Source organism: Pseudomonas sp. FME51 (genome assembly GCF_014897305.1).
This window is the reverse complement of the sequence record NZ_JABUYN010000010.1, coordinates 130,981-154,749: the sequence shown is the minus strand read 5'-3', so window position 1 is coordinate 154,749 and position 23,769 is coordinate 130,981. Positions and strand designations below refer to the sequence as shown.

Sequence of the window (23,769 nt, the reverse complement as noted above, 5' to 3'; positions counted from 1 at the left end):
AACTTTTAGTAGAGCAGCGCCATTGCGATGGATAACTGCCAAAAGGCAAAAAACACCGCAACCCCAACGGCAAAAACAGCCCCAAAACCAACCCCGTTCGGCAAGGCAAAAACAGGCCAGCTTTCCAGATTGGAGGGCTACGCCATGATCATTGCCTTACTCAACCAGAAAGGCGGCGTGGGCAAGACCACACTCGCCACCCATGTCGCCGGGGAACTGGCGTTCAGAGGTCAGCAGGTCATTCTGCTGGATGCTGATCCACAAGGCTCATCACTGGACTGGACACAACGGCGTAGTCAGCAAGGGCTGCCCCGGCTGTTCAGTGCGGTGGGCTTGGCAAGGGAAACCCTGCATCAGGAAGCGCCAGAACTTGCTAGGCGGGCCGATCACGTCGTCATTGATGGGCCACCCCGAATCGCCGCGTTGGCGCGCTCCGCGCTACTCGCAGCCGATTGCGTGCTGATTCCGGTGCAACCCAGCCCCTACGACCTCTGGGCCAGCACTGAGATGGTGACGCTGATCCGCGAGGCGCAGGTGTTCCGACCCCAGCTTGCCGCTGCCTTCGTCATCAATCGCCGTGTCAGCACCACGGTGATCGGACGTGAAGCGCGCCAGGCGCTGGCCGATCAACCGCTACCGGCGCTGCGCGCCGAGGTTCGGCAACGCATCGTCTTCGCCGACAGCGTGGCGGCGGGTCGGCTTGCCCGCGAGTTGGCACCGGACAGCGCCGCCACACGCGAAATCACCGCATTGGTGGATGAACTATTGCGGTGGTCGTCATGAGCAGCGCAAACGACAAATCTGTCGGCAAACGCACGGGCAAGCGCATCACCATCGGTGCGCGCCCGCCCACGAATCCGCACGCCGAGGCGTGGATTCGCCAGGGCGATACTGCCGACCTCCAGAAAGGCGACCTCTACACGGCCCGCCTGACCATCGACATCACACCCGCCATGCGGGCGCGCATCAAGGTTTCAGCCTTCACGCAAGGCGTGACGGTAGCCGAGCTGCTGCGCGGTTTACTGGAACACGCGTTCCCGGAGAAACCTCAATGACAACACAACCTTCAGGGACAACGAACGTGTCATCGCCTTCGTTGTGCGCACGTGCTGGCCATGTCGGCAACATGCCTTTGACCCGTGTGGCGTTGGCTTTCGTAAACCAGCGCATCAACCTCTATCTGCGCTTCGGCGAACCTGCCCGCACCCTACAGCTTGACCGCTGGCGGCGCTGTGCGGTGTTTTTGCCAGCGTCCATGTTTTGCCGTATCCGCTGGGAATCCAATCACTACGGAACGATCCGTTGGCAGCTCATGGTGATGCAGGCTTGCACACCGCTGGACGCGGTGCAGCGCATCCCTGGCGTGCAGCCCGGCGCGCGCCTGCTGCTGCACGCCGAGGGCGAACAGAAGGTGCGCGTCGTGTTGGAACGGATCGACGGCATCGAGGCACTGGGCATTGCCGCCATCGACGTGTCGCCCGCGTACTGGCACACGCTGGGCAACCGGCTTGCGGCAGGACTGGTGCTGCCCGATTACACCGCCGAGCGGCATGCTGCCTGGCTGGCCGGGAGGGGGCTGTCATGACCGTTCAATCCACCGTTGCCAGCACTACTGGCGGCGTGCCGCGTCTTCGCTCACGCCGGCGCGCTCGCCTTGTGCTCGCGGGCTTGTCCGTCTGCGGCCTCGCGGCGCTGGCCTGGGCGTCCTTTGTGCCGCCGCTACCGCGCCTGATCTACAACCCGTCCGACAGCGTGGCGGTTGGCTGGTATCGCGTCGAACCGCTTTCACACCAGGCCGACTCGTTGCATCCTCCTTTGTCGGTGGGCAGCATCGTCGTGACCCATCTTCCGGCTGATGCCACCACATTGGCCGCCCAGCGCGGTTACCTGCCCGCGCATATTCCGCTGCTCAAACGGGTGGGCGCGGTCGCGCCGCAACATGTCTGCATCATCGCTGGTCAGGTGCGCATCGACGGCGTGCCTTCGGCCGCCGTGCTGCCTGCTGATCGGCTGGGCCGACCGCTGCCATTCTGGCAGCATTGCCGACCGCTGGCCGAGGGCGAACTGTTCCTGTTGAGTGCGACCAATCCGGCGTCTTTCGACAGCCGCTATTTCGGCCCGGTCAGCGCGTCCGCCGTGATCGGCGTAGCGCATCCGGTATGGCTGGAGAGTCGTCCATGATGGCCGTCAATTCGTTGCACGTTGCTGTGCATCTCATCGTGTCATCGGATGCGTCGTCCAAGTGGCTGCTGTCATGTTGTCGTGCATGCAGTGCGGGTGCATTCACACCGCACTTTGCGCAGCCATCCAATGTGCAGACGTCTTGCCTCGATCGTGTCCAGCCTTTGGCTGTGGACGCGTTCGCCGACGGGCTGGCTGCCAGCAGCACAGCGCCGCCGGACCGCCGATGCCAGGAGCGACAGCGAGGGGCAAAGGCGGAGGGCAAGATAAAAGGTCGCGGCACGTTGTTGCGCGAAAAAGCAGTCTGCACGTGGGGGTGGCGCGGCACGCGCCGGTTGCGGCACCGTGCCGCGAGGATCGCCAATGCCTTGTCAGCATTGAGCCAAGCGCGTGCCTCGCACGCTTGGCTGCGACAGCCTTGGATGGGGGTATCGCATGAGCCATAACGATGATGACCGTTTCCGCTTCCGTCCAGGAGCGCCCAAGCAGCACGGCGATGCCTTTATCAGTCAGGTGCTGCGCCAGACGAGCAAGGCTGGCGTCAAGGCCGCCAAGGCGGGCCATCGACCCGGTGCCCGGCTGGGGCGCGGCCACACGGCGGCGCGCTTTACCGGCGCTTCCATCACCGCTGGTTCCCGGCGTGTGACCATCAAGACCCGGCTGGTCAATCTCGCCAGGGCCGGGCCGCGTTCGACGGCTACGCACCTGCGCTATATCGAGCGCGAAGGTGTGGGGCGCGATGGTGAACCAGGCAACGCCTATGGCCCTGCGACCGATGATGCCAACTTGGCTGCCTTTGAGGAACGGGGCCGGGAGGATCGGCATCAATTTCGCCTCATCGTCTCGCCCGAGGATGCCGAACAGCTCGACGGCCTGCGCACCTACACCCGCCACCTGATGGCGCGCATGGAAGCCGATCTGGGTACCCGGCTGGAGTGGGTAGCGGTGGATCACTGGAACACCGACAACCCGCATACGCACGTCGTTCTGCGCGGCAAGGATGACACGGGCAAAGACCTGATCATCTCCCGTGACTACATCAGCCAGGGTATGCGCGAGCGGGCCTCGGAACTGGCGACCGAATGGCTGGGGCCGCGTACCGAACTGGAGATCCAGCGCGGCATGCAGCGTGAAGTCGATCAGGAGCGATGGACGGGGCTGGATCGCACTTTGCAGCGCGAGGCCGTGGATGGCGTGATGCGCATCGCGCATTTGGAGGAGAAACCCCGACTGCAACGCCAGCGCCTGCTGCTGGTGGGGCGCCTGCAACGCTTGCAGCGCATGGGCTTGGCAAGCGAGATGCAGGGCGTATGGGCCGTCCATTCTGATGCCGAACCCACGCTGCGGGCGATGGGTGAACATGGCGACATCATCCGCACCATGCAACGGGCCATGAGCGGCAAGCCGCGCGAACTGGCTGTGTTCCAGCCTGGCGAGGATGGCCGCACCGTTGTCGGCCGCGTGGCCGGCAAGGGACTGGCTGACGAGCTGTACGACAAGGGCTATTTGATCGTCGATGGCACCGATGGCAAGGCGCACTATGTGGCGCTGCCAGCCAGGACGGAACTGGAGCAGTATCCGACGGGGGCTGTCGTGGAAATCAAAGGCTCAACTGCCGTGCGTGCGGCGGACAAGACCATCGCCGCGTTGGCCATCGATGGCATCTACCGCACCGATCATCATCTGGCGATTACCAAGGCCCAGCCGCACTCAGACCGTCATCCGCACGAAATGGTCGAAGCCCATGTGCGACGACTGGAAGCCCTGCGCCGCGCCGGCCTGGTGGAGCGATTGGCCGAAGGCGTCTGGCAAGTGCCCAACGACTTGCCAGAACGTGGCCGTCAGTACGATGCACAGCGCCTGGGCGGCGTGGCCGTGGAGCTGAAATCACACCTGCCGATCGAGCGGCAGGCCCGCGTGATCGGCGCGACCTGGCTGGATCAACAATTGATCGGCGGTGGCAAGGGATTGGGCGAGATGGGTTTTGGGCGCGAGGTCAAGGATGCCTTGCAACAGCGCGGCGACTTCCTGGCCGAACAGGGGCTGGCCGAGCGGCGCGGGCAGCGCCTCATCCTGGCTCGCAACCTGCTGGCGACGCTGCGCAATCGGGAGCTGACAAAGGCCGGCCAGGACATTGCGGCGGAAACCGGCCTGGCGCACCACCCGGTAACCGGCGATCAGCGTGTAACCGGTACCTACCGCCGTAGCGTCATGCTTGCCAGCGGGCGCTACGCCATGCTCGACGACGGGAAAGGGTTCAGCCTGGTGCCCTGGAAGCCAGTGCTCGAACAGCGGCTGGGGCAAACCCTGTCGGCGGTGGTTCGTGGCACCGTTATCAGGTGGGAAGTCGGTCGCCAACGCGGGCCCAGCATCGGCTGACGCTCGCGACTATTTGTCCAAATGCACCTTTCTATGATACGATTGAGAATCATTTGCACTATCAGGCATGAGGCCGCCATGAACGCACCGCGGGGCGTGTTATTCACCATCGAGGCACTGTACGACGATCACCACGGCTGGCTGAAGTCGTGGTTGTCGCGACGCCTGGGCAGTACGCCCGATGCGGCCGATCTGGCCCACGATGTGTTCCTGCGTCTCATCCTCAAACCCGCTCCGCGTGGCTTCGGCAGTGTTGGCGAAGCGCGCGCCTACCTGCGCACCATGGCGCAGGGTATGTGCATCAACCTTTGGCACCGCCGCGAGATCGAGCAGGCCTGGCTCGATACCTTGGCTGCGCGGCCTGAGGAGTTCGCGCCCTCGGCGGAGCACCAGGCCATGGTGCTGGAAGCCTTGCAGGAGGTGGGCACCTTGCTGCTCGATCTGCCGGCTAAGGCCGCCCGGGCCTTTCTTCTCACCGAAGCCTGTCAGATGAGCCAGCAGGAAGTGGCAGAGGAGCTGGGTGTCTCCACGCGGATGGTGCGCAAGTACATCGCCCAGGCCATGCTCAAGTGCATGCAGTTGCAGGCCCGCGATACCGCCGCCGACCTGCTCGCCCCCGGTCTGGCTTGATCCATGATATGAAGAGCATAGCGCCCCCACCTCATGCCGTGCCGACCGCTCCGTCACACCAAGCCATGGAGCAGGCCGCCGAATGGTACGCCCTGCTCAAATCGGAAGAAGCGGCCGAGGGCGACCGTGCGCGCTGGCGCACCTGGTTGGACAGCGGCCCGGAGTGCCGCCTGGCTTGGAGTTATGTCGAATCCTTCAGCCGCCGCTTCGCACCCATTCAAACCACCTCCGATTCTCGTCGCACTGCCGACGGCCTGTGGGAGGCCAATACGCGGCTCATACAGCGCCGCCGTGTGCTGGCGGGGTTGGCTGGGTTGGCTGGGTTGACGGGTGCCGGGCTGCTGGGCTGGGCCAGCTGGCGTCACGCGCCGTTGCCCCTGATGGCACAGGTCTGGCGCGCCGACCACCACACCGTCACTGGCGAAACCCGCGAGGTGCCGCTGTCCGACGGCACCCGTATCTGGCTCAACACCGCCACCGCCATCAATCAGGACTACGACAACCGCCAGCGGCGCGTGCAGCTGGTGACCGGGGAAATTCTTATCGACACCGCTCGCGACCCGTTGCGACCGTTTTTTGTGGAAACGCCCCAGGGTCGCCTGCGGGCGCTGGGCACACGCTTTACTGTCCGGCTTGACGGCGAACACACCTTTCTGGCCGTGTACGAAGGCGCGGTGGAAGCCCGCACCCACAAGGGCGCGCAGGCCATCCTGCAAGCTGGACAACAGACCCGTTTCACCCCGGATGCTCTGGGGGGTGTTCAGCAAGCCGATATTGCTCGCGAAGCCTGGAGCCGCGGCATGCTGGTGGCTCAGGACATCCCTCTGCGTGAGGTGGTGGAGGAACTGCGTCGCTATCGCAACGGCCATCTGGGTGTCGCCCCGGAAGTGGCGGATCTACGTGTGTTCGGCAACTTCCCCATCAACGATACCGACGACAGTCTGAACATGCTTGCCGCCGCACTCCCCGTGCGTATTCGCCGTACCTTGCCCTGGTGGGTGAGTATCGAGGCGGAGCAGTAAGTCCGCCCGCGCCGGGGAAAAAATCTTTTTTAAACGTTCTTCTTCTAAATAGTGGTTCCGCTTTTTGCCGACTCGATTGATTAACAGGTTAGAAGAGCAAACAGCATCGACGATGCAATGCTCGCCACTACCCATCAATCAATCTTAGGAAAAGCGCATTATGGCCAGCAGCCAAACGACTCCCGATTTACCAGTGTCACTTCGTACGCCACCACGGCAACCTGGCGCCGCCAACTGGGTTGTGCGCCCTCTGGCGCTGGCTGTTCAGCTGGGCCTGGTAACCAGTCTGCTGGCGGGTTTTGGCTGGGCGCCCGCCGCGCATGCTCAGAGCGATGCCGCTGTGGTGACGCAGGCGGATGATGCGCGCCACTACGACATTTCCGCCGGTCCGCTTTCCTCGGTGTTGACCCGCTTCTCCTCCGAGGCCGGCATTTTCTTTGTCGGCGCCAGCGAGCTGGCTCAGGGCAAAAGCAGCCCCGGCGTGCAGGGCCGTATGAGGGTGCAGGCGGCACTGCAGCAGTTATTGGCGGGGATGGGTTTGCAGGCACAGCGCAATGAACAGGGGCAGTACGTGTTGCGGGAGCTGGGTGAGGCGATCATGTTGTCACCGGTCATGATCTCCGGTAAGGCAATTGGCTCTACCACCGAGGGCACCGGTTCCTACACCACCGGCTCAACCAGCAGTGCCTTACGCCTCAACCTGTCGCAGAAGGAAACCCCGCAGCCGATTACTGTCATTACGAGACAGCGAATGGATGATCAACAGCTGCAAACCCTTACAGATGTTTTGGAGGCAACCCCTGGGATCGAAGTCCTTCGCACGGTTGGCTATGGTACGCAAACGCCCGTAATCTATTCACGAGGTAGCCAACTTAATAGTTTTCAGATTGATGGGATACAGTCTTCTTCCTCAATGCAACACTATCTGCAGAATAGCGCAATCTATGACCGTGTCGAAATTGTCCGTGGTGCCACCGGCTTGATGAATAGCCTGGGTACTCCCGCCGCCACCGTTAATATGGTTCGCAAACGTCCCACCTATACTCCTCAGGTCAAACTCAGCGCAGAAGCCGGTAGATGGGATCGCTACGGCACTGGTCTGGATATTTCCGGCCCCCTGACGGAAAGCGGCAATATCCGTGGTCGTGTTGTTGCCGACTACAAAACTCAGGGCGACTGGACCGATAACTATGATCTGGAGTATTACACCCTGTACGGCATCGGTGAGATAGATATTGGTGATAATACCTTGCTGACAGCGGGCTTCAGCCATACCACCCAAAATACCGAAGCTCCAACCGCTAAGACACCTCTGTACTATGCCAATGGGCAGAAAGCTACAAAAAGCCCTTCGGACAACGGTCGCCCTTCATGGCAATATGCTGATCATGAAGTAAATAATGCCTTCCTCTCGCTTGAGCAGCAGTTTAGCTCCGGCTGGATCGGCAAAGCGGAAATTGGCCATGCCAGGACAGAGTCATCTCAGCTATATACTGGAGCAGAGAGAACATTCACCAATCCGGGGAAGGGAGGCACTGTCTCTGCGCCATTGCACTATAAGCCGGCCAACAAGCAAAGTACCTTTGACGCTTACCTGACCGGCCCCTTTTCGCTATTTGGCCGTGAGCATGAATTTATTGGCGGCATAACCCTGTCAGATTTGGAAACAGAGGCTCCTTCATACTCGGTACGCTGGTCAGGCGCTGCCAGTTATTACGTTCCCGATTACTTCAACTACAATTTACTGCCCAAACCAGACCAGATAAACAAAACAGGCTCAACCGATACCGAAGAAACTCAATATAGTGCCTATATGAGTGCTCGCTTCCGGCTCAGCTATGCTACCAGCCTTCTGCTGGGCACCCGTGTAACTGACTGGAAACATGATACCGATTCCCTCACCTACGCCACGGACAGCAAGACGACAACAAAAATGAAAAAACGGGCATGTTTGTCCCCTACGTCGGGATCGTGCATGACCTGAACGACATTTGGGCGCTCTATGCCAGCTACACCAAAATCTTCAATCCCCAACCTACCAGATACAGAGATATCAATTATTTGCCACTTGACCCAGAGGAAGGTATCAGCTACGAGGCAGGCGTAAAAGCCAGCTTTTATGATGGGCGGCTGAATGCCAGTTTATCATTATACAAGACGGACCTAGACAACAAGGCCGCCTGGTATAGCGGGAGCGACAGAACAATTTACTATACGGCAGACGGCACCGAAACCGAAGGTGTAGAGTTTGAAATCAATGGAGAGCTGGCAGAAGGCTGGCAACTCGCCACGGGATATAGCTATAACGACATCAGAGATCGAAATGACGATCGTCTTGTAACTTTTGTTCCCATGCACCGTTTTAAATTATTCTCCACCTATCGTTTGCCTGGAGCCTTTAATAAAATCACAATAGGCGGCGGAGTGGATTGGCGCTCCAATCGTAAATATGGCAGTGATACGCTTTCAAGCTTTGCCGTAGCAAATGCCATGACTCGCTATGATATCAGCGAAAATCTATCCGCATCACTTCACGTCAAAAACCTGTTCGATAAGAAATATCTGGAAGAATTTAATCAAAACTTTCAAACTGGAATGTATGGCATGCCACGAAGCTTCATGGTTTCGCTCAAATATAACTATTAATCTTCGGATAACCTCTCTTACCAAGCAGCCCATCATGGGCGGCTGAATCCATCGCGTCGCCCCCCGGCTATGGCAAAGCTGGGGCAAGGTGTTTTTTCCCGCCAGTGTTGATGGCCATCTTAAAGGGGCGGCCCCGCGGAGGAACGATCGATAGGGTCAGAGTCATTGATTTGCCCATAGCTCGATGGCCTGGCCGAGCAGATCAATGACGGCATTGAGTGGATGCACGGAGGAGCCGACGGTCAGCGTGTAACCGGTATCTACCGCCGTAGCGTCATGCTTGACGATGGCAGGGTTTCAGCCTGGTGCTCTGGAAGCCGGTGCTGGAACAACGGTTGGGGCAAGGCATGACGGCGGTGGTGCGGGGCGGCGGCGTGACCTGGACCTTTGGCCTGCAGCGGGGAATGGGGATCGCATGATGGAGAAAGCTCGACTCGTCGAAGTGGCTGGCCTCTCAGGCCGAAGCGATGTATTCTTACCAAATATTGATCGATGCGAAGAGGGTACGAAAATGACCGCTACCGCCACTTTGTCAAGCAAGTTCCAGATATCCATTCCCAAGGCCGTGCGCGAAGAGCAGCACTGGGAGGCCGGGCAGGAATTCGTGTTCATTCCCAAAGGCAAGGGCGTGCTGGTGATGCCGGTGCCCGAACTGACTCAGTTGGCCGGCATCGCCAAGGGCGCACGCACCGACGACTACCGCGACCGCCAAGATCGCTACTGAGAAGGCACCGCTACTGATGACGGCACCCCTGCGTGTGGTCGACACCTCGGCCTGGATCGAATGGCTCATCGGCAGCGCGCTGGGCAAGAAGCTGGGCAAGCAGTTCCCGGACAAGCCGCAGTGCATCGTGCCGACCATCGTGCAGCTTGAGCTGTCGAAGTGGCTGGTGCGCGAGGTCGGCGAGGAACAGGCCGACCAAGTGATCGCCTACACGCAGAAGTGCATCGTGGTGCCATTGGACACCGCCATCGCACTGCTTGCAGCGGACCTACACCGCGAATACAAGCTGGCCACCGCCGATGCCATCGTCTACGCGACGGCAAGGCGGCAGGGCGCGGAGCTGCTGACCTGCGATGCGCACTTCAAGAGCTTGCCGGAGGTGGCGTTGTTTGCCAAGACCCCCTGAAGTGATGCGGGGCACCATCTGTCAGGGTGATCTGTCTTGCCGCGAAACCGCACGTTGGTCTGTCCCCGGGACCGGGGCGATATCATGCTATTTCGTTGCGGGCGCACCGACAGTATTTATTTAAATGAGAATGATTGATATTATCGGGTGGTTGCTGAGTCCACATACCCTCTCTGGAACCCGTTATGACCCACCCCGCCAAGCCCAAAAAAGGTTGGCTCGCTCACTACAGCGAGTTGATCGGCGCGTGGCGGAGCGCCGGCCAGGGCAAGGAGGATGGCGAGGACGCCATGCACGACACCGTGCTGGGGATGCTGAAGAATGGCGTTGGCACCATCGACAATACCCGCGCCTATATGGCGCGCGGCACTTCCAACCGTTTAATCAGCCAGTACCGCCACAGTAAAGTTCTCGACATCACTCCGCTGGATGAATTGGCCGGGGCGGAGCATCCCGCCACGGCGGGCGCCGATTCCAGCGCCCAATATCAGCAACTGGCCGAGGCGCTGGCCGCCGCGCTGGAGGAGTTGCCGCCCAAATGCCGGCAGGTCTATATCAAGCACCGTCTGGAAGGCTGGACCCATACCGAAATCGCCCGGGAGATGGGCCTGTCGCGCAGCATGGTCGAAAAATACATGACTCGCGCCTTGCGTCACGTCAGCGAACGGTTGCAGCACTATGCGCCCTACTGATTCCGGTGATTGGCGCGCTCAGGCGTCTAGTATAAAAGGGCATGAAATCCATACGGCACCGATGATGATCCCTAGTCTCACCCTGTTTCCCGGTCTTCCCGCGTGATGAAACACTCGAACGCCTCTGACAACCTCGACCAACCGCGCGACGCCGCCCACTGGTTCGCACGCATGCAATCCGGTGAAGCGACGGAGGAGGATCGGCGGGCGTTCGAGGCCTGGCGTGCGGCGGACCCCGAAAACGACCGCCAGTATCGCAATCTGGACCACTTCTGGGAGGCCACGCGGGCCGTACCGGAACGGCGCCTGCGCGGCATGATGGAAGAAGCACCGCAACCCGTGCCGCAACCCCGCTTGTCGCGGCGTCAGTTCGGCCTGGGCCTGGCGGCTGCCTGCTCCCTGGTTGCGGTGACCTATGTCGTCGGTACGAGCGGGGTGTTCAACCAGCCGTTGGAGAGCATCGAGCTGGCGACGACCAAGGGCGAACGCCGCCAGATTGCACTGCCGGACGGCTCGACGCTGGATCTCAACACAAACACCCTGGCCGTGGTCCGCTTCTACCAGGATCAGCGGCGGATCGACCTTCAGCAAGGCGAGATATTTATCGCTGTTCGCCCTGACGCGGATCGCCCCTTTGTGGTGGATGCAGGCATGGGGCAAGCCACCGTGACGGGCACGCGCTTCAATGTGCGGCGTGATGCCGATGCCGTCGGGATCAGTGTGGAATCCGGCTCGGTGCGAGTGCGATCCGGTCCCTGGTGGAATCGCCGCGAGCGCGCCCTCACAGCGGGGCAGCGAGTCGTCGCCCATGCGGATCAGCCCCTCGGCGACGTCAGCGACGCCGACGTCAGTGCCATCGCCGCCTGGCAGCGCGGCCGGGTGATCTTCAACAACGAGCCGCTGGCGCATGTCATCAATGAGATGAACCGCTACCTGGCGCGGCCCGCCCAGCTCGAAGCCGCCCACCTCGGCCAGTACCACATATCCGGGGTGTTCAGCGTGGACGATCCCGAGGCCATGATCGACGCGCTGCCCGCCATTGCTCCCGTGCGTGTTGTCCACTTGCCCGATGGGCAAGCGAGGATTTTGGCGCGTTAAGCCCTGGCTTTCCGCCGTTACCTTCTTTTTCCTGTTGTTTTGTCACGTCGGCAGGTGCCGATCCACCTGTATTGACTGGTGTTTTCGGCTGGCCTACCGCGAGCCTCGCAAAAAATTCAATTAATAGTGATTTTCATTCCGGTGATGGTGAGGCTCGTGCGTCTAGATAGAGGAAGGGGACGCTTTTCTACACCAACGCGCCCTGGAAGAAGCTTTGGCCACCGGATTGACGCGGCCAAAGAGTTGATGCGCACCGCTGTGCGCAAGGTTTTTTTACTGGAAGACGCCACATCGTGAACACTGCCAACACAATATCCACCACCAAACGGACACATCCACACGCCTTGCGGGCCAGGTTGAGCGTTTTGAGCCTGGCCATCGCATTGGCCCTCGGCCTGGCCCCGGCCGTATCCTCGGCACAGGAAACACCGGTGAGCATCAGCATTCCCGCCCAACCTCTTGGTGAGGCATTGCTGCAATTGGGGGAGCAGACCTCATTGCAGATCTTCTTTGCTCCGGGTGTGGCGGCGGGGCTGAATGCCGCTCCGTTGTCGGGAAGTTTGGGGCCCGAGCAGGCGTTGCGGCAGTTGCTGAAGGGAACCGGCATTCACTATGCCAGGGATGGAAATAACGTCACGCTGTCACGGCCGGCAGAGGGTGGCCCTATCATGTTGTCACCGGTTGTGATCTCCGGTAAGGCAATTGGCTCTACTACCGAGGGCACCGGTTCCTATACCACCTATTCAACAAGTAGTGCCACACGCCTCAACCTCTCGCAGCGAGAAACCCCGCAATCAATTACCGTCATGACACGGCAACGCATAGATGATCAGCGACTGAAGAGCCTGGAGGAAGTTTTGGCAGCAACCACCGGGGTCTTCGTCCTACATGCCTCCGGTTATGGAACTGATACTCCCGCGATCTTTGCACGTGGCACCAATGTCAACAGCTTTCAAATCGATGGGGTACAAACTTCCGGTTCCTTGCAGAACTACCTACAGAGCACCGCGATCTACGACCGTGTCGAGATTGTCCGCGGCGCCACCGGCTTGATGAATAGCCTGGGCACACCCTCCGCGACCGTCAATATGGTTCGCAAACGCCCCACCTACGCACCCCAGGTCAAGCTCAGTGCGGAGGCAGGTAACTGGGATCGTTACGGCAGCGGCGTGGATGTTTCCGGCCCACTGACTGAAAGCGGTAATATCCGGGGCCGCGTGGTCGCCGAGTATAAACGTCAAGGAAATTGGACCGACAACTACGAACAGGATTATTACACATTGTACGGCATCGGCGAGATCGACCTCAGCGATAACACTTTGTTGACGGCGGGTTTCAGCCATACCACCCGTGATACAGAAGCCCCAAGCACCGCCTCTCCGTTTTTCTATTCTAATGGGCAGCGAATCCCTCTCAGCCATTCAGACATTGATAGGCCTTCATGGACCTACTACGATCATGAGTTGAACAATGTCTTCGCCTCGGTTGAGCATCAGTTCAGTTCCGGCTGGAGCGGTAAAGCTGAACTCAACTACACGGAGCATGAATCGAGCTCTCTATACGGTGGCTTGAATACGATAGGCGTCAGCCCGGATGGTGGCGCCACTGTAAGAAACCTGCTTCGTTACAAGCCAACTAATGATGAAACAACATTTGATGCCTATTTGACTGGACCATTTTCGCTTTTTGGCCGTGAACATGAGTTTATTGGAGGCGTTACTCTATCCGATCTGCAAAGAAAAGCACCCAATTACAGCGTAAGGTATTCGAGTGGAGATGGTAGCTATTTTATTCCTAACTTCTTTGATCTCCCTAATACACTGCCCAAACCGGATCAGATAACCAATACAGGCGAAAGTAAGACGGATGAAACGCAGCATAGCGCCTATGTGAGTGCACGTTTTCATCTTAGCGATGCGACCAATCTTCTGCTCGGCGGTCGCGTGACTGACTGGAAGAGAGAGACTGGCTCCGTCACTTATTCGACAGGTAGCAGCACCAAAAATAAACTGAGAAAAAGCGGGTTGTTTGTGCCTTATGCCGGCCTTGTTCATGATCTTAATAGGAACTGGTCTATCTATGCCAGCTACACTAAAATTTTCAATCCCCATCAAGACAGGTTCAGAGACATCAATAACCAACCGCTTGCGCCGGAAGAGGGCGTCAGCTATGAAACTGGTGTAAAAGCCAGCTTCCACGAAGGTCGTCTGAATGCCAGCCTATCGTTATATAAGACAGACCTTGATAACAAAGCCGTATGGTCAGTAATCAACGGCAGGACAGTTTATGACACAGTAGATGGTGCCGAAACTGAGGGCGTGGAAATAGAGATCAATGGGGAGTTAGCAGAAGGTTGGCAGCTTGGTGCGGGATATAGCTATAACGAAACCAGAGATCAAAATGATGACCGCATCAACTTTGCTGTTCCTCAGCACATTGTAAAGGCATTCTCCACGTATCGTTTACCTGGAGCCTTGAGCGAGATAACCGTAGGCGGCGGGGTCGACTGGATGTCCGGGCGTAAGGACGTAGGAACTTCACTGGGGGGCCTAGGAGATGTAGACAGTTACGCCTTGGCAAGTTTGATGGCACGTTATGACATCAATCATAATCTATCGGTATCAGCCAACATCAACAACCTGTTCGACAAAGAATATGTTGCATACATCAGTAACGGAGCAGGAGCTTACGGCCCGCCGCGAAACTTCATGGTTTCGCTCAAATATACCTATTAATCTTCGGATGACTTCTATTACCAACCGCCTGTCATGGGGGGCTGAATCCATCAAGCCGCGCCCCGGCTATGGCGAAACTGGGGCGCGATATTTTCTCCCGCCAGTGTTAATGGCCATCTTAAAGGAATGGCCCCGGATCGATCTGGAAGCATCGGGACAGCGCCGCGATAGGGTTCTTGTTCAGAGAGCGGTCGCCGGACACCACCCGCTCTTGATAGTGGAGGCTGAGCGGACTGATGTCTTCATCCATGGTTCCGCTTTTGGCCTGCTCGATTGATTAATAGGGTAGAGGCGGAAATCGCCTCGGTTAGAAGAGGCTAATGGGCTATCGCCTGGCCGCTACCCACCAACGAATAAGAGGTTGCAAACCACAGATCATGAAAGAAGGATTCCGCCAGAGCATGGCCTGGCTGCATACCTGGGTCGGCTTGACTGCCGCCTGGGTGCTGTTCTTTATTTTTGTCACCGGCACCGCGGGCTATTTCCAGAGCGAGATTACCCGCTGGATGCAACCAGAGCGGCCGCTACAGCAAGCGGTGGTGGTCGGCGACAAGGCGCATATGGCCAATCTGGCAATGAACCGCCTGGGTAAGGTGGCGCAGAATGCCGAGCATTGGGGCATTACCTTCCCCCACGACCCGCAACCCTACCGGGGCGAGTCCCGGGATTTCTCCATCAGCTGGAGCGATCTGCCCGAAGAGGGCCACGAAAGGGGAATTGCCGGCAATGAAACCCTGGACCCACAGGCCGGCGCTTTTGTGCAGCCGGTCGAGGCGCGTGACACCGGCGGTGGCCGGCTGCTGTATCGGATGCACTACGCGCTGCACTATATGGACAGACTCCTGGCCTACCGCCTGGTGGGCATCTGCACCATGCTGATGCTGGTGGCGATCATCAGCGGGGTGATTGTGCACAAGAAGATCTTCAAGGACTTCTTCACCTTTCGCCCCAACAAAACCCAGCGCAGCTGGCTGGATGCCCATAACGTCATCAGTGTGATGGCCTTGCCGTTTTTTCTGATGATCACCTACAGCGGTTTTCTGTTTTTTACTACCACCTACATACCGGCAGTAAAGGATGCCGTCTACGGCACTGACCCACTGGCCAGCACCCGCTATTTCGATGCGCTGTTTGACCGTGAAGAGCACGAGCATCTGCCGGTGGAGCGCCCACAGGCATCTGTCGCCGCGATGCTGGCCCAGGCGGAAGCACGCTGGGGCTCGGACAATGTCACCTCGGTATTGATCCAACACGATGCGGGTGACGAACCCCGGGTCGAGATTCATCGTCTGCGGCCAGCCAGTCTGGGCTCGGTGCCCAGTGAAAAACTGACCTTCCATGCCCATACCGGTGCCTTGCTGGACGATGAGCCGGAGAAGGAGCGCTCTGCCACGCTGAAGACCCAGGGCATTTTCTTTGATCTGCATGAAGGGGTGTTTGCCGGCATTGGTCTGCGCTGGCTGTATTTTGTCTCCGGGCTACTGGGTTGCGCGATGATCGGCACCGGGCTGGTGCTGTGGGCCTCGAAGCGCCGTAAAAAGGCCGCCAGTCCTGGTTTCGGGTTGCGCCTTGTAGACGCGCTGAATGTCAGCACCTTGATGGGCATGTCGGCGGGTGTGGCGTTCTATTTCTGGGCCAACCGCCTGCTGCCGGTGGATATGGCGGATCGCGCGGCTTGGGAAGCCAATGCAATATTTCTGGTCTGGGGTCAGGCGCTGCTGTATGCCTGGTTCCGTAACGACACCCGCAAAACCTGGCTGGAGCTGTCGTGGTTTGCCGCGCTGGCCTATGCGCTGGTGCCGGTGATCAACGTGTTGACCACCAACAAACACCTGGGCGTGACTTTGCCAGCGGGTGACTGGGTGCTGGCCGGGTTTGATCTGGTGATGCTGGGCCTGGCCGCGGCCTTTGCCGTGATTGCTGTGCAGGTTGGCAAGCACTGGCCTGCCGCAGCGGCCAACGACAAACGCGCTGCGCCGGCGGCGCTGACAACACAGGAGGCGGTGTAATGGCACGCGCAACCGCTTCCCTGTCCATCCATTACCGCTTACAGGTGGCATCGCGGGTGCTGGCGGCGCTGGCCTGTTACGGACTGACGTCACTCATTGGCATTGTTCTGGCATTGCTCTGGCCGATACCGCAAGCCCAGGCGGTGTTGTCCTCCATCATGCTGAGTTTTGCCATTTATGCGGCACTCATCCTGTGGGTATTCAGCGTCAAGAGCCTGCGCACGTTATGGCTTGTGCTGGTGATCGGCAGTGCGGTGTTCGGCCTGCTGGTCCGGATTCTGTTACCGGAGGCGAGTGTATGACGCAGGTGTATGTTGCTGTTCTCAGCCTGGCCGGTTTTATCTGCCTGATGTTGGCCATGCCCAAACATTTTGGCTTTGTCACCCAAGCCACCCTGGGCAGCTACCAGAAGCATTTTTTACGCGGTGCCGGCTGGCTTGCCCTGCTGCTTGCCTCGTTGATTGCCGTCAGGCAGTGGGCCTTTGATGTGGGGTTGGTGGTCTGGTTGGGCTGGCTGTCGCTGGCGGGTGTGGCACTGGTTTTTTCTCTGCCCTACTGGCCACTGCAAGGCAAAGTGGTAAAACGGCCTGCCCGCAGGGCTACCAAATCAGCGCGGACAGACAAGACAGAGGAGACGGGCAACTCCGTGGAAAGAGATAGTGCCCCGAGCAGGCAATCCTGGCGGCAGGCGGCCATTGCCGGCTGCATGGTATTGCTGCTGGCAGTGGTGGCCTGGCAGTACCTGCAGACGCCAGTAAAACCGCTGCTGCGCGAAGATGCCTACCATGGCCGCATTGGCCCTTGGGACTATACGCTGGTCGAGATCAACACCGAGGCGCCCGAGGTGGAAGCTTTGCAGCTGGGCATCAAGGAGTTCCTGATCCGCTTTTGCGACAGTTGCAATGCGGAAATCCGCATCGCCTACCTGAAAGTCCGCGAACCGCGCACCCTGCGTTCCGCCGGTATGAGTTTCCTGGGTAACCAGCAGCGCTATATCGAACTGCCCATACCACCCAAAGTCATCCTGGAGGATGGCTTGTGGCTCACGGTGGTCAGCAAACAAGGTGAGGTATTCCAGCAGTGTCTGGATATCGAGCAGGTTTCACCGGCCATGGCCGAATTCATAAGGAAGCAGTCATGAGAAAATTAACAGCCATGAACACATTGATTATGGGTTTCACCCTGTTGGGCGCGGTACTGTCCAGCGCTGTTGCCTGGGCGCATGTGCCGGTGTCGCGCTGCTCGGTGCAGGCCGACAACTGGGTCGAATGCCAGACCCGCTACGACGATGACTCCCTTGCCGCGGATATCCTGATGGGGTTGTACTCATACGACAACAGCTTGCTGTCATCGGGCAGATCCGACGTTAAAGGGGTGTTTCGCTTCGCGCTGCCCGCCCAGCCGTTTTACTTGCTGATGGATGCCGGACCCGGCCATGTGTTTGAAGTGGACTGGAAGGATATCGACGGGATCGACGGGCAGTTGTTTGCCGCTGCGTCTACGCAGTGAATTCCGTTGGCTATCGTCATCACGAAGATCACACCGCCATGATCCTGTTCGCCATCGGTATCTACCCGCGGCGGTGCAGGCCCGCCAGCCGGACAGTGGTTTGCTTGGCCGGTGGCCGGCATTGAAAGGGAGTGCGGTGAATGGAACTGCGACATCTACGCTGTTTCTTGGCAGTGGCTGAAGAGCTCCATTTCGCCCGCGCCGCCGAGCGCTTGCACATCGAGCAATCGCCGCTGTCGCGCACTATTAAGGAATTGGAAGAAAAGCTGGGCGAGCAATTGTTCGTCCGTACCAGTCGCAGCACGCGATTGACCCGCGCGGGCAAGCTGCTTCTGGAGCATGTGCCGCGCGTTTTTATCGCCCTGCAGCAAGCACGGGACAGCGTTAAGGCGGCGGCAAACGGTTTTCACGGTCAGTTGCGCATCGCGCTGTCCGATGGCATCACACCCTCGCGTCTGCCGACCTTGCTGGCGCTTTGCCGGCAAGAGGAGCCAGAGGTTGACCTGAGATTTTTCGAAGTGCCACTGTCGCAGCAACTCAAGGGCCTGCGTGACGATCTATACGACGTGGGCTTTGCACAGTCCAATGAAGTCGGAGACGGCTTGACTGCCATAGCGATCTGGAACGATCCGTTGATGGTGGCGGTTCCCGCACGACACCCCCTACTCAAGCACAAACGTATTCCGTTGGACGAAGTGCTGCGCTATCCGCTGGTGCTGTGCGACCCAGAGGTATGCGAAGGCCATGCGCGCCAGATCGAGCGGGTGTTACGTCGAGCGGAGCGGGAACCCCTGATCGCCGAGCGAGTGGCCTCCTGCGATCTGATGATGGCGTTGGTCTCGGCGGGTTTCGCCCTTGGCCTGGCCGGCGCGCCGCACGTCACGGCTAGCCGCGAATCCGGAGTGGTAGCCCGGCCGCTAGCGGGACGTTCGCCGATGCTGACGACGTATTTGCTGCACCGGGAAGCTGAGACCTCGGAAGTGCTGGCTCGTTTTATTGAGCGGGTACAGGCCATCGAATCGCCCGAGGGGGCCAGGCCCACGCTATCGCCCGAACCTGACCCACAGGAGGATATCGAACCATGAAACAGATCATCCCGTTGCTGCTGGTCGCGGCGCTGACAGCCTGCGGCCAATCGGAGACACCCGGACAGGCCGATGTGCCTACCGTGGAGGAACTGGCCGCCGATCCCGAGCGATTGAGGGAGCTGCGCGAGCAGTGCAAGACCGACCGGCCACGACTGGGCGATGTGCTGTGCAACCGCGTGGCCGAGGCGACAAACCGGCGCTTCTTCGGTGACGGCAACGTGCCCTATACACCGCCGGAAACGCCGCCAACATTCTGATCGTCGGCCAATCGCCACAAATTCATCTTTTCTCTGCTGACACGCCGCAGCGCGCCCGCGCTAGCGGCGTTTTTGTCGTGCTCGCCCCCGCCTGAAACGATACTTTTTGCATCACCTTGGTTCCGATAACGGTCTTTGACCGGCACTGGCCCGGCACCGATCCTCCCATGACAGGCACGTCCATGTGCCGCCTTTTCACGGGGAATCAGCGCAGGAGAAATCGGAGGCCGGGAATGCAAGGGACGAACGTGCTGTTCGGACAGATCGCCGTGGTATTCGGCATCGTGATCGCCGGTGTGTGGGGTGCCACACAATGGACAGCCGCCGCCCTGGGTTATCAGCTACGCCTGGGCCCGCCCTGGTTTGATTTCTTCGGCACACCGATTTATCACCCCTGGAAGTTGTTCGAGTGGTGGTTCTTCTTCGATGCCTATGCGTCGCAGGTGTTTGACATCGGGGGTGCCATCGCGGGCGGCAGCGGTCTGGTGGCCGTGGTGGTCGCCATCGCCATGTCCGTGTGGCGTTCGCGCCAGTCCAAACTGGTCACGACCTACGGCTCCGCCCGCTGGGCTGATGCCGCTGAAATCCGCAAGGCCGGGTTGACCAATCCGGCAGGCGTCTTCCTCGGCCTGCATGACGATCAGTACCTGCGTCACGAAGGCCCAGAACACATCCTGTCCTTCGCGCCCACGCGCTCGGGCAAAGGTGTCGGGCTGGTGGTGCCTACCTTGTTGAGCTGGCCCGCGTCTGCCGTCATCCACGACATCAAGGGCGAGAACTGGGCCATCACTGCCGGCTGGCGCTCGCGTTTCTCGCACTGCCTGCTGTTCAACCCCACCGATCCCCAGTCCGCCGCCTACAACCCTTTGCTGGAAGTGCGACGTGGCACGCATGAAGTGCGCGACGTGCAGAACATCGCCGACATCCTGGTCGATCCCGAAGGCGCACTGGAGAAGCGCAATCACTGGGAGAAGACTTCGCACGCGCTACTGGTCGGTGCCATCTTGCATGTGCTCTATGCGAGCGAAGACAAGACGCTGCGCGGCGTCGCCAACTTTCTGTCCGACCCGGCGTGTCCGTTCGAGCTGACGTTGCACCGGATGATGACCACCCGCCATTTGGGCGAGAGCATTCATCCTGTTGTCGCATCGGCCGCGCGCGAAGTGCTCAACAAGAGCGATAACGAGCGCTCGGGTGTTTTGTCCACGGCCATGTCGTTTCTCGGCTTGTACCGCGACCCCACGGTGGCCGAAGTCACCTCGCGCTGCGATTGGCGCATTGCTGATCTGATTTCTTCTGAGCACCCAGTGTCGCTGTACCTGGTGGTGCCGCCCTCGGACATCAGCCGCACCAAGCCGCTAATTCGCCTGATATTGAATCAGATCGGGCGACGGCTCACCGAATCGCTGGACGGCAGCGATGGCGTGGAACGCAAGCACAAGCTGCTGCTGATGCTCGACGAGTTTCCGGCGCTCGGGCGCCTCGACTTCTTCGAGTCGGCCCTGGCCTTCATGGCGGGCTATGGCCTGCGCGCCTTCCTGATTTCGCAGTCGCTCAACCAGATCGACAAGGCCTACGGCCAGAACCATTCGATTCTGGACAACTGCCATGTGCGCGTGACCTTCGCCACGAACGATGAGCGTACCGCCAAACGCATCTCCGAGACGCTGGGCACGGCCACCGAACTGCGCGCGCAACGCAACTATGCCGGCCACCGGCTCGCGCCGTGGTTGGGCCATCTGATGGTATCGCGCCAGGAAACGGCGCGGCCGCTGCTCACACCTGGCGAAGTGATGCAACTGCCCACGGATGAGTCGGTGGTGATGGTGTCGGGCCATGCGCCGATCAAGGCCAAAAAGCTGCGCTATTACCTGGACGCCAATTTCAAGCAGCGGGTACTGCCACCGCCGATGCTCGCTGACGGTGGCTATGCCGATGTGCCTCCTGCCCGCCTCGACGACTGGAGCGGATTGGCGATTCCCACCGTACTTGCCGCAGCGGCGACCGCATCCGCCGATGGCGTGGGCAGCGCCGACGATGGCGGCCCGCGCCAGCAGCCCGAACTGTCTGACGTCGCTACCTACGGTCCCGAGCCGGAATACCCGACCAGCGACCTGTCTCTGCTCGATGACGACGACGTGCCGCCCCTTTTTCCCAGCCAGCTCGATCCGACCCTGCAACGCACGGCGCGGCTGGCATCCCTCGATCCTGACGACGGAATCCAGTTATGAGCCAATACCGATTGAACCTCTTTATCCAGCCCGAGCACGCCAAGCGACTGGACGAACTGGCCGCCAAGAAAGGCGTATCCAAGTCGTCCATCGTCGCCGCCGCCTTGGCGTCCTGGCTGTCCCCTGACGCGGGCGACCAGCGCGAGGCGGCCATCGCCAAGCGGCTGGATCGCCTGTCGCGCCAGACCGAGCGCCTGGAGCGCGACCAGAACATCCAGATCGAAACCCTGGCGCTGTTCATCCGCTATTTCCTGACCGTCAGCACGCCGGTGCCAGAAGCCCACCAGGATGCGGCCCGCGCCCACGGCAAGGCGCGCTTCGAGCAGTTCGTCGAACAACTTGGCCGCCACCTGCTGCGCGGCCGCAGTCTGGTGCGTGACGTGATCGAGGAGCTACACCCCGATCCGATGCGTATGGATGACGCCGCACTGTCAGCTGAAGCCAGGGAGCGTAGCTCATGAGTGCCGTGCCGCAGTTGCCGCCCGAGCCGCGCTCATCCGCTGCGACGTCGCTGGATCGCCGCATTCAGATGCTGCGCACGGCGATGGGGCCGCTGATCGCCGCCGCGCTGGAAGACCCGGACGTGGTGGAAATCATGCTCAATCCCGACCGCACGCTCTGGGTGGATCGTCTGTCGTCGGGCCGTGCTCCGCTGGGCGTGGAACTGTCCGACGCCGATGGCGAACGCATCATCCGGCTGGTAGCCGCCCACGTCGGCGCGGAAGTGCATCGCGGCCAGCCACTGCTGAGCGCCGAGCTACCGGAAACCGGCGAACGCTTCGAGGGCATCTTGCCACCGGCCGCGCCGGGGCCGGCCTTCGCGTTGCGCAAGCGTGCTGTGGGCGTGATTGCGCTGGAGCGCTACGTCACCGACGGGATGATGACCTCCGCGCACGCGGACTTTCTGGTGCGCGCCGTGCACGAGCGGCAGAACATCCTGATTGCCGGTGGCACCAGCACCGGCAAGACCACGCTTGCCAATGCCTTGCTGGCCGAGATCGCCGCCACGGGCGACCGCGTATTGGTACTCGAAGACACCATCGAGCTGCAATGCACGGCGCGCGACCATGTGCCGCTGCGCACCCGTGCCGGGGTCGTGACCATGCAGGAACTCGTGCGCGCCACGATGCGCCTGCGCCCGGATCGGGTAGTCGTCGGCGAGGTGCGCGGCGGGGAGGCGTTGGACCTTATCAAGGTCTGGGGCACCGGCCACCCTGGTGGGATTGCCACCATCCACGCCAGTTCCGCGCTGGGCGCGTTGCTGCGCCTGGAGCAACTGATTCTCGAAGTCGCCGTGAACCCGCCGCGTGCGCTGATCGCCGAGGCAGTGAATGTCGTCGTCTACATCGCGGGACGCGGCCGCAAGCGCCGCATCGACACCATCGCCCGTGTCGTTGGCTTCGACGGTGCGGGCTATCGCCTGGCGGATGCGCTGGAAGCGTCGTTTCCCGAGCTACTGCCTGTTTCAGATCTTCCCACCTCAACTCCCCACCACTCTGGAGAACTGCCATGACGCACGTTGATGCTTTCCGTCTTTCCGTCAATCCGATTTTCAACACTGCACGGGTGCGCCGCCTGGCCCGCCCTGCGAAGCGCGGTCTGCTGCTGGCCGCTTTGATGTTGCTATTGGTCGGCACGGCGCACGCCGCCGGTTCCAGCATGCCCTGGGAAGGGCCGCTGCAATCCATCCTCGACTCCATCCAGGGGCCGGTAGCACGCATCGTCGCGGTCATCATCATTATCGCCACGGGTCTGGCACTGGCCTTCGGCGACACCAGCGGCGGCTTTCGCAAGCTGATCCAGATCGTCTTCGGCCTGTCGATTGCGTTTGCCGCCTCCTCGTTCTTCCTGTCGTTCTTCAGCTTCTCCGGCGGGGCCATCGTATGAATACGCCCGAGGAATTTGCTGCCGGCTTTGAAGTGCCGCTGCATCGCTCGCTGACCGAGCCGATTTTGATGGGTGGCGCGCCGCGCACTGTGGCGATCGCCAACGGCACGCTGGCCGCCGCCGTCGGGCTGGGCCTGCAACTGTGGATTCCCGGACTGGTGCTGTGGATCGTCGGCCATTCGCTGGCGGTCTGGGGCGCACGGCTCGATCCACAGTTCATGGCCGTGTTCGCCCGGCACATCAAGCACAAACCGCTGCTGGACGTGTGAGGGGAA

General features: G+C 60.3%; 26 protein-coding genes and 1 pseudogene. 26 read left to right on the top strand and 1 reads right to left on the bottom strand.

Going from position 1 to position 23,769, the window contains the following annotated elements; translation table 11 throughout:
- Positions 1–144: 144 nt before the first annotated feature.
- From parA to INT39_RS17050, 15 genes and pseudogenes are all read left to right on the top strand, one after another.
- Positions 145–783: a ParA family partition ATPase gene (gene parA, locus INT39_RS17120; protein ID WP_193075205.1), complete on the top strand. Its 639-nt coding sequence runs from the start codon at positions 145–147 to the stop codon at positions 781–783.
- Positions 780–1,055, top strand: a complete 276-nt coding sequence (locus INT39_RS17115) for a chromosome partitioning protein ParB (RefSeq protein ID WP_193075204.1) — start codon at positions 780–782, stop codon at positions 1,053–1,055. Before parA ends, INT39_RS17115 begins: the two co-directional genes overlap by 4 nt.
- A 26-nt stretch (positions 1,056–1,081) precedes the next feature.
- Complete coding sequence (locus tag INT39_RS17110) at positions 1,082–1,585, top strand: DUF2840 domain-containing protein (protein WP_319021379.1); 504 nt, start codon at positions 1,082–1,084, stop codon at positions 1,583–1,585.
- Positions 1,582–2,181, top strand: coding sequence for a S26 family signal peptidase (locus tag INT39_RS17105; protein ID WP_193075202.1), 600 nt, complete (start codon positions 1,582–1,584; stop codon positions 2,179–2,181). Before INT39_RS17110 ends, INT39_RS17105 begins: the two co-directional genes overlap by 4 nt.
- Positions 2,182–2,616: 435 nt before the next feature.
- Positions 2,617–4,560 carry a relaxase/mobilization nuclease and DUF3363 domain-containing protein gene (locus tag INT39_RS17100; RefSeq protein WP_193075201.1) on the top strand — a complete coding sequence of 648 codons (1,944 nt, stop codon included), beginning with the start codon at positions 2,617–2,619 and terminating at the stop codon, positions 4,558–4,560.
- Positions 4,561–4,638: 78 nt separating this feature from the next.
- Positions 4,639–5,190, top strand: coding sequence for a sigma-70 family RNA polymerase sigma factor (locus tag INT39_RS17095; protein WP_193075200.1), 552 nt, complete (start codon positions 4,639–4,641; stop codon positions 5,188–5,190).
- 8 nt (positions 5,191–5,198) lie between these two features.
- Positions 5,199–6,212 carry a FecR domain-containing protein gene (locus INT39_RS17090; RefSeq protein WP_193075199.1) on the top strand — a complete coding sequence of 338 codons (1,014 nt, stop codon included), beginning with the start codon at positions 5,199–5,201 and terminating at the stop codon, positions 6,210–6,212.
- Positions 6,213–6,372: 160 nt separating this feature from the next.
- Positions 6,373–8,196 (top strand): TonB-dependent siderophore receptor, encoded by a 1,824-nt coding sequence (locus INT39_RS17085; RefSeq protein ID WP_193075198.1) that lies wholly within the window; start codon positions 6,373–6,375, stop codon positions 8,194–8,196.
- The gene (locus INT39_RS17080; RefSeq protein WP_193075197.1) at positions 8,160–8,858 is read left to right on the top strand and encodes a TonB-dependent siderophore receptor; all 699 of its coding nucleotides are present in this window, start codon (positions 8,160–8,162) and stop codon (positions 8,856–8,858) included. The genes INT39_RS17085 and INT39_RS17080 overlap by 37 nt, the downstream gene beginning before the upstream one ends.
- A gap of 234 nt (positions 8,859–9,092) precedes the next feature.
- Positions 9,093–9,277: pseudogene (locus INT39_RS17075) on the top strand (DUF3363 domain-containing protein); the annotation flags it as partial.
- A gap of 110 nt (positions 9,278–9,387) precedes the next feature.
- On the top strand, positions 9,388–9,582 hold the full coding sequence (locus tag INT39_RS17070) for an AbrB/MazE/SpoVT family DNA-binding domain-containing protein (protein WP_264299114.1): 195 nt from the start codon (positions 9,388–9,390) through the stop codon (positions 9,580–9,582).
- A 16-nt stretch (positions 9,583–9,598) separates the two neighbouring features.
- Positions 9,599–9,988: a type II toxin-antitoxin system VapC family toxin gene (locus INT39_RS17065; RefSeq protein WP_226944858.1), complete on the top strand. Its 390-nt coding sequence runs from the start codon at positions 9,599–9,601 to the stop codon at positions 9,986–9,988.
- 185 nt (positions 9,989–10,173) lie between these two features.
- Positions 10,174–10,680, top strand: coding sequence for a sigma-70 family RNA polymerase sigma factor (locus INT39_RS17060; protein WP_193075195.1), 507 nt, complete (start codon positions 10,174–10,176; stop codon positions 10,678–10,680).
- 105 nt (positions 10,681–10,785) lie between these two features.
- The gene (locus tag INT39_RS17055) at positions 10,786–11,778 is read left to right on the top strand and encodes a FecR family protein (RefSeq protein WP_193075194.1); all 993 of its coding nucleotides are present in this window, start codon (positions 10,786–10,788) and stop codon (positions 11,776–11,778) included.
- Between the two features lie 431 nt (positions 11,779–12,209).
- Entirely contained in the window at positions 12,210–14,513 is a 2,304-nt protein-coding gene (locus tag INT39_RS17050) for a TonB-dependent siderophore receptor (RefSeq protein ID WP_319021378.1), read from the top strand.
- 118 nt (positions 14,514–14,631) lie between these two features.
- Here INT39_RS17050 and INT39_RS22710 read toward each other — a convergent pair whose 3' ends face one another.
- Entirely contained in the window at positions 14,632–14,763 is a 132-nt protein-coding gene (locus INT39_RS22710; RefSeq protein ID WP_264299113.1) for a hypothetical protein, read from the bottom strand.
- A gap of 127 nt (positions 14,764–14,890) precedes the next feature.
- Here INT39_RS22710 and INT39_RS17045 point away from each other — a divergent pair, with 127 nt between their 5' ends.
- The 11 genes from INT39_RS17045 (at position 14,891) to INT39_RS16995 (ending at position 23,763) form a co-directional block, all read left to right on the top strand.
- On the top strand, positions 14,891–16,522 hold the full coding sequence (locus tag INT39_RS17045) for a PepSY-associated TM helix domain-containing protein (protein WP_193075193.1): 1,632 nt from the start codon (positions 14,891–14,893) through the stop codon (positions 16,520–16,522).
- On the top strand, positions 16,522–16,824 hold the full coding sequence (locus INT39_RS17040; RefSeq protein WP_193075192.1) for an iron transporter: 303 nt from the start codon (positions 16,522–16,524) through the stop codon (positions 16,822–16,824). Before INT39_RS17045 ends, INT39_RS17040 begins: the two co-directional genes overlap by 1 nt.
- On the top strand, positions 16,821–17,663 hold the full coding sequence (locus INT39_RS17035) for a DUF3325 domain-containing protein (protein WP_193075191.1): 843 nt from the start codon (positions 16,821–16,823) through the stop codon (positions 17,661–17,663). Before INT39_RS17040 ends, INT39_RS17035 begins: the two co-directional genes overlap by 4 nt.
- Entirely contained in the window at positions 17,660–18,031 is a 372-nt protein-coding gene (locus INT39_RS17030) for a hypothetical protein (RefSeq protein WP_193075190.1), read from the top strand. Before INT39_RS17035 ends, INT39_RS17030 begins: the two co-directional genes overlap by 4 nt.
- 140 nt (positions 18,032–18,171) lie before the next feature.
- Positions 18,172–19,116, top strand: coding sequence for a LysR family transcriptional regulator (locus INT39_RS17025; protein ID WP_193075189.1), 945 nt, complete (start codon positions 18,172–18,174; stop codon positions 19,114–19,116).
- A complete protein-coding gene (locus INT39_RS17020) occupies positions 19,113–19,376 on the top strand; it encodes an EexN family lipoprotein (RefSeq protein ID WP_193075188.1) in 264 nt (87 codons plus the stop codon). The genes INT39_RS17025 and INT39_RS17020 overlap by 4 nt, the downstream gene beginning before the upstream one ends.
- 233 nt (positions 19,377–19,609) lie before the next feature.
- A complete protein-coding gene (locus INT39_RS17015; protein ID WP_193075187.1) occupies positions 19,610–21,607 on the top strand; it encodes a conjugal transfer protein TraG in 1,998 nt (665 codons plus the stop codon).
- Positions 21,604–22,068, top strand: coding sequence for a ribbon-helix-helix protein, CopG family (locus INT39_RS17010; protein WP_193075186.1), 465 nt, complete (start codon positions 21,604–21,606; stop codon positions 22,066–22,068). The genes INT39_RS17015 and INT39_RS17010 overlap by 4 nt, the downstream gene beginning before the upstream one ends.
- Complete coding sequence (trbB, locus tag INT39_RS17005) at positions 22,065–23,120, top strand: P-type conjugative transfer ATPase TrbB (protein WP_193075185.1); 1,056 nt, start codon at positions 22,065–22,067, stop codon at positions 23,118–23,120. The genes INT39_RS17010 and trbB overlap by 4 nt, the downstream gene beginning before the upstream one ends.
- Positions 23,117–23,494, top strand: coding sequence for a TrbC/VirB2 family protein (locus INT39_RS17000; protein WP_193075184.1), 378 nt, complete (start codon positions 23,117–23,119; stop codon positions 23,492–23,494). Before trbB ends, INT39_RS17000 begins: the two co-directional genes overlap by 4 nt.
- Positions 23,491–23,763, top strand: a complete 273-nt coding sequence (locus INT39_RS16995; RefSeq protein WP_023106719.1) for a VirB3 family type IV secretion system protein — start codon at positions 23,491–23,493, stop codon at positions 23,761–23,763. Before INT39_RS17000 ends, INT39_RS16995 begins: the two co-directional genes overlap by 4 nt.
- The last annotated feature ends 6 nt before the right edge of the window (positions 23,764–23,769 follow it).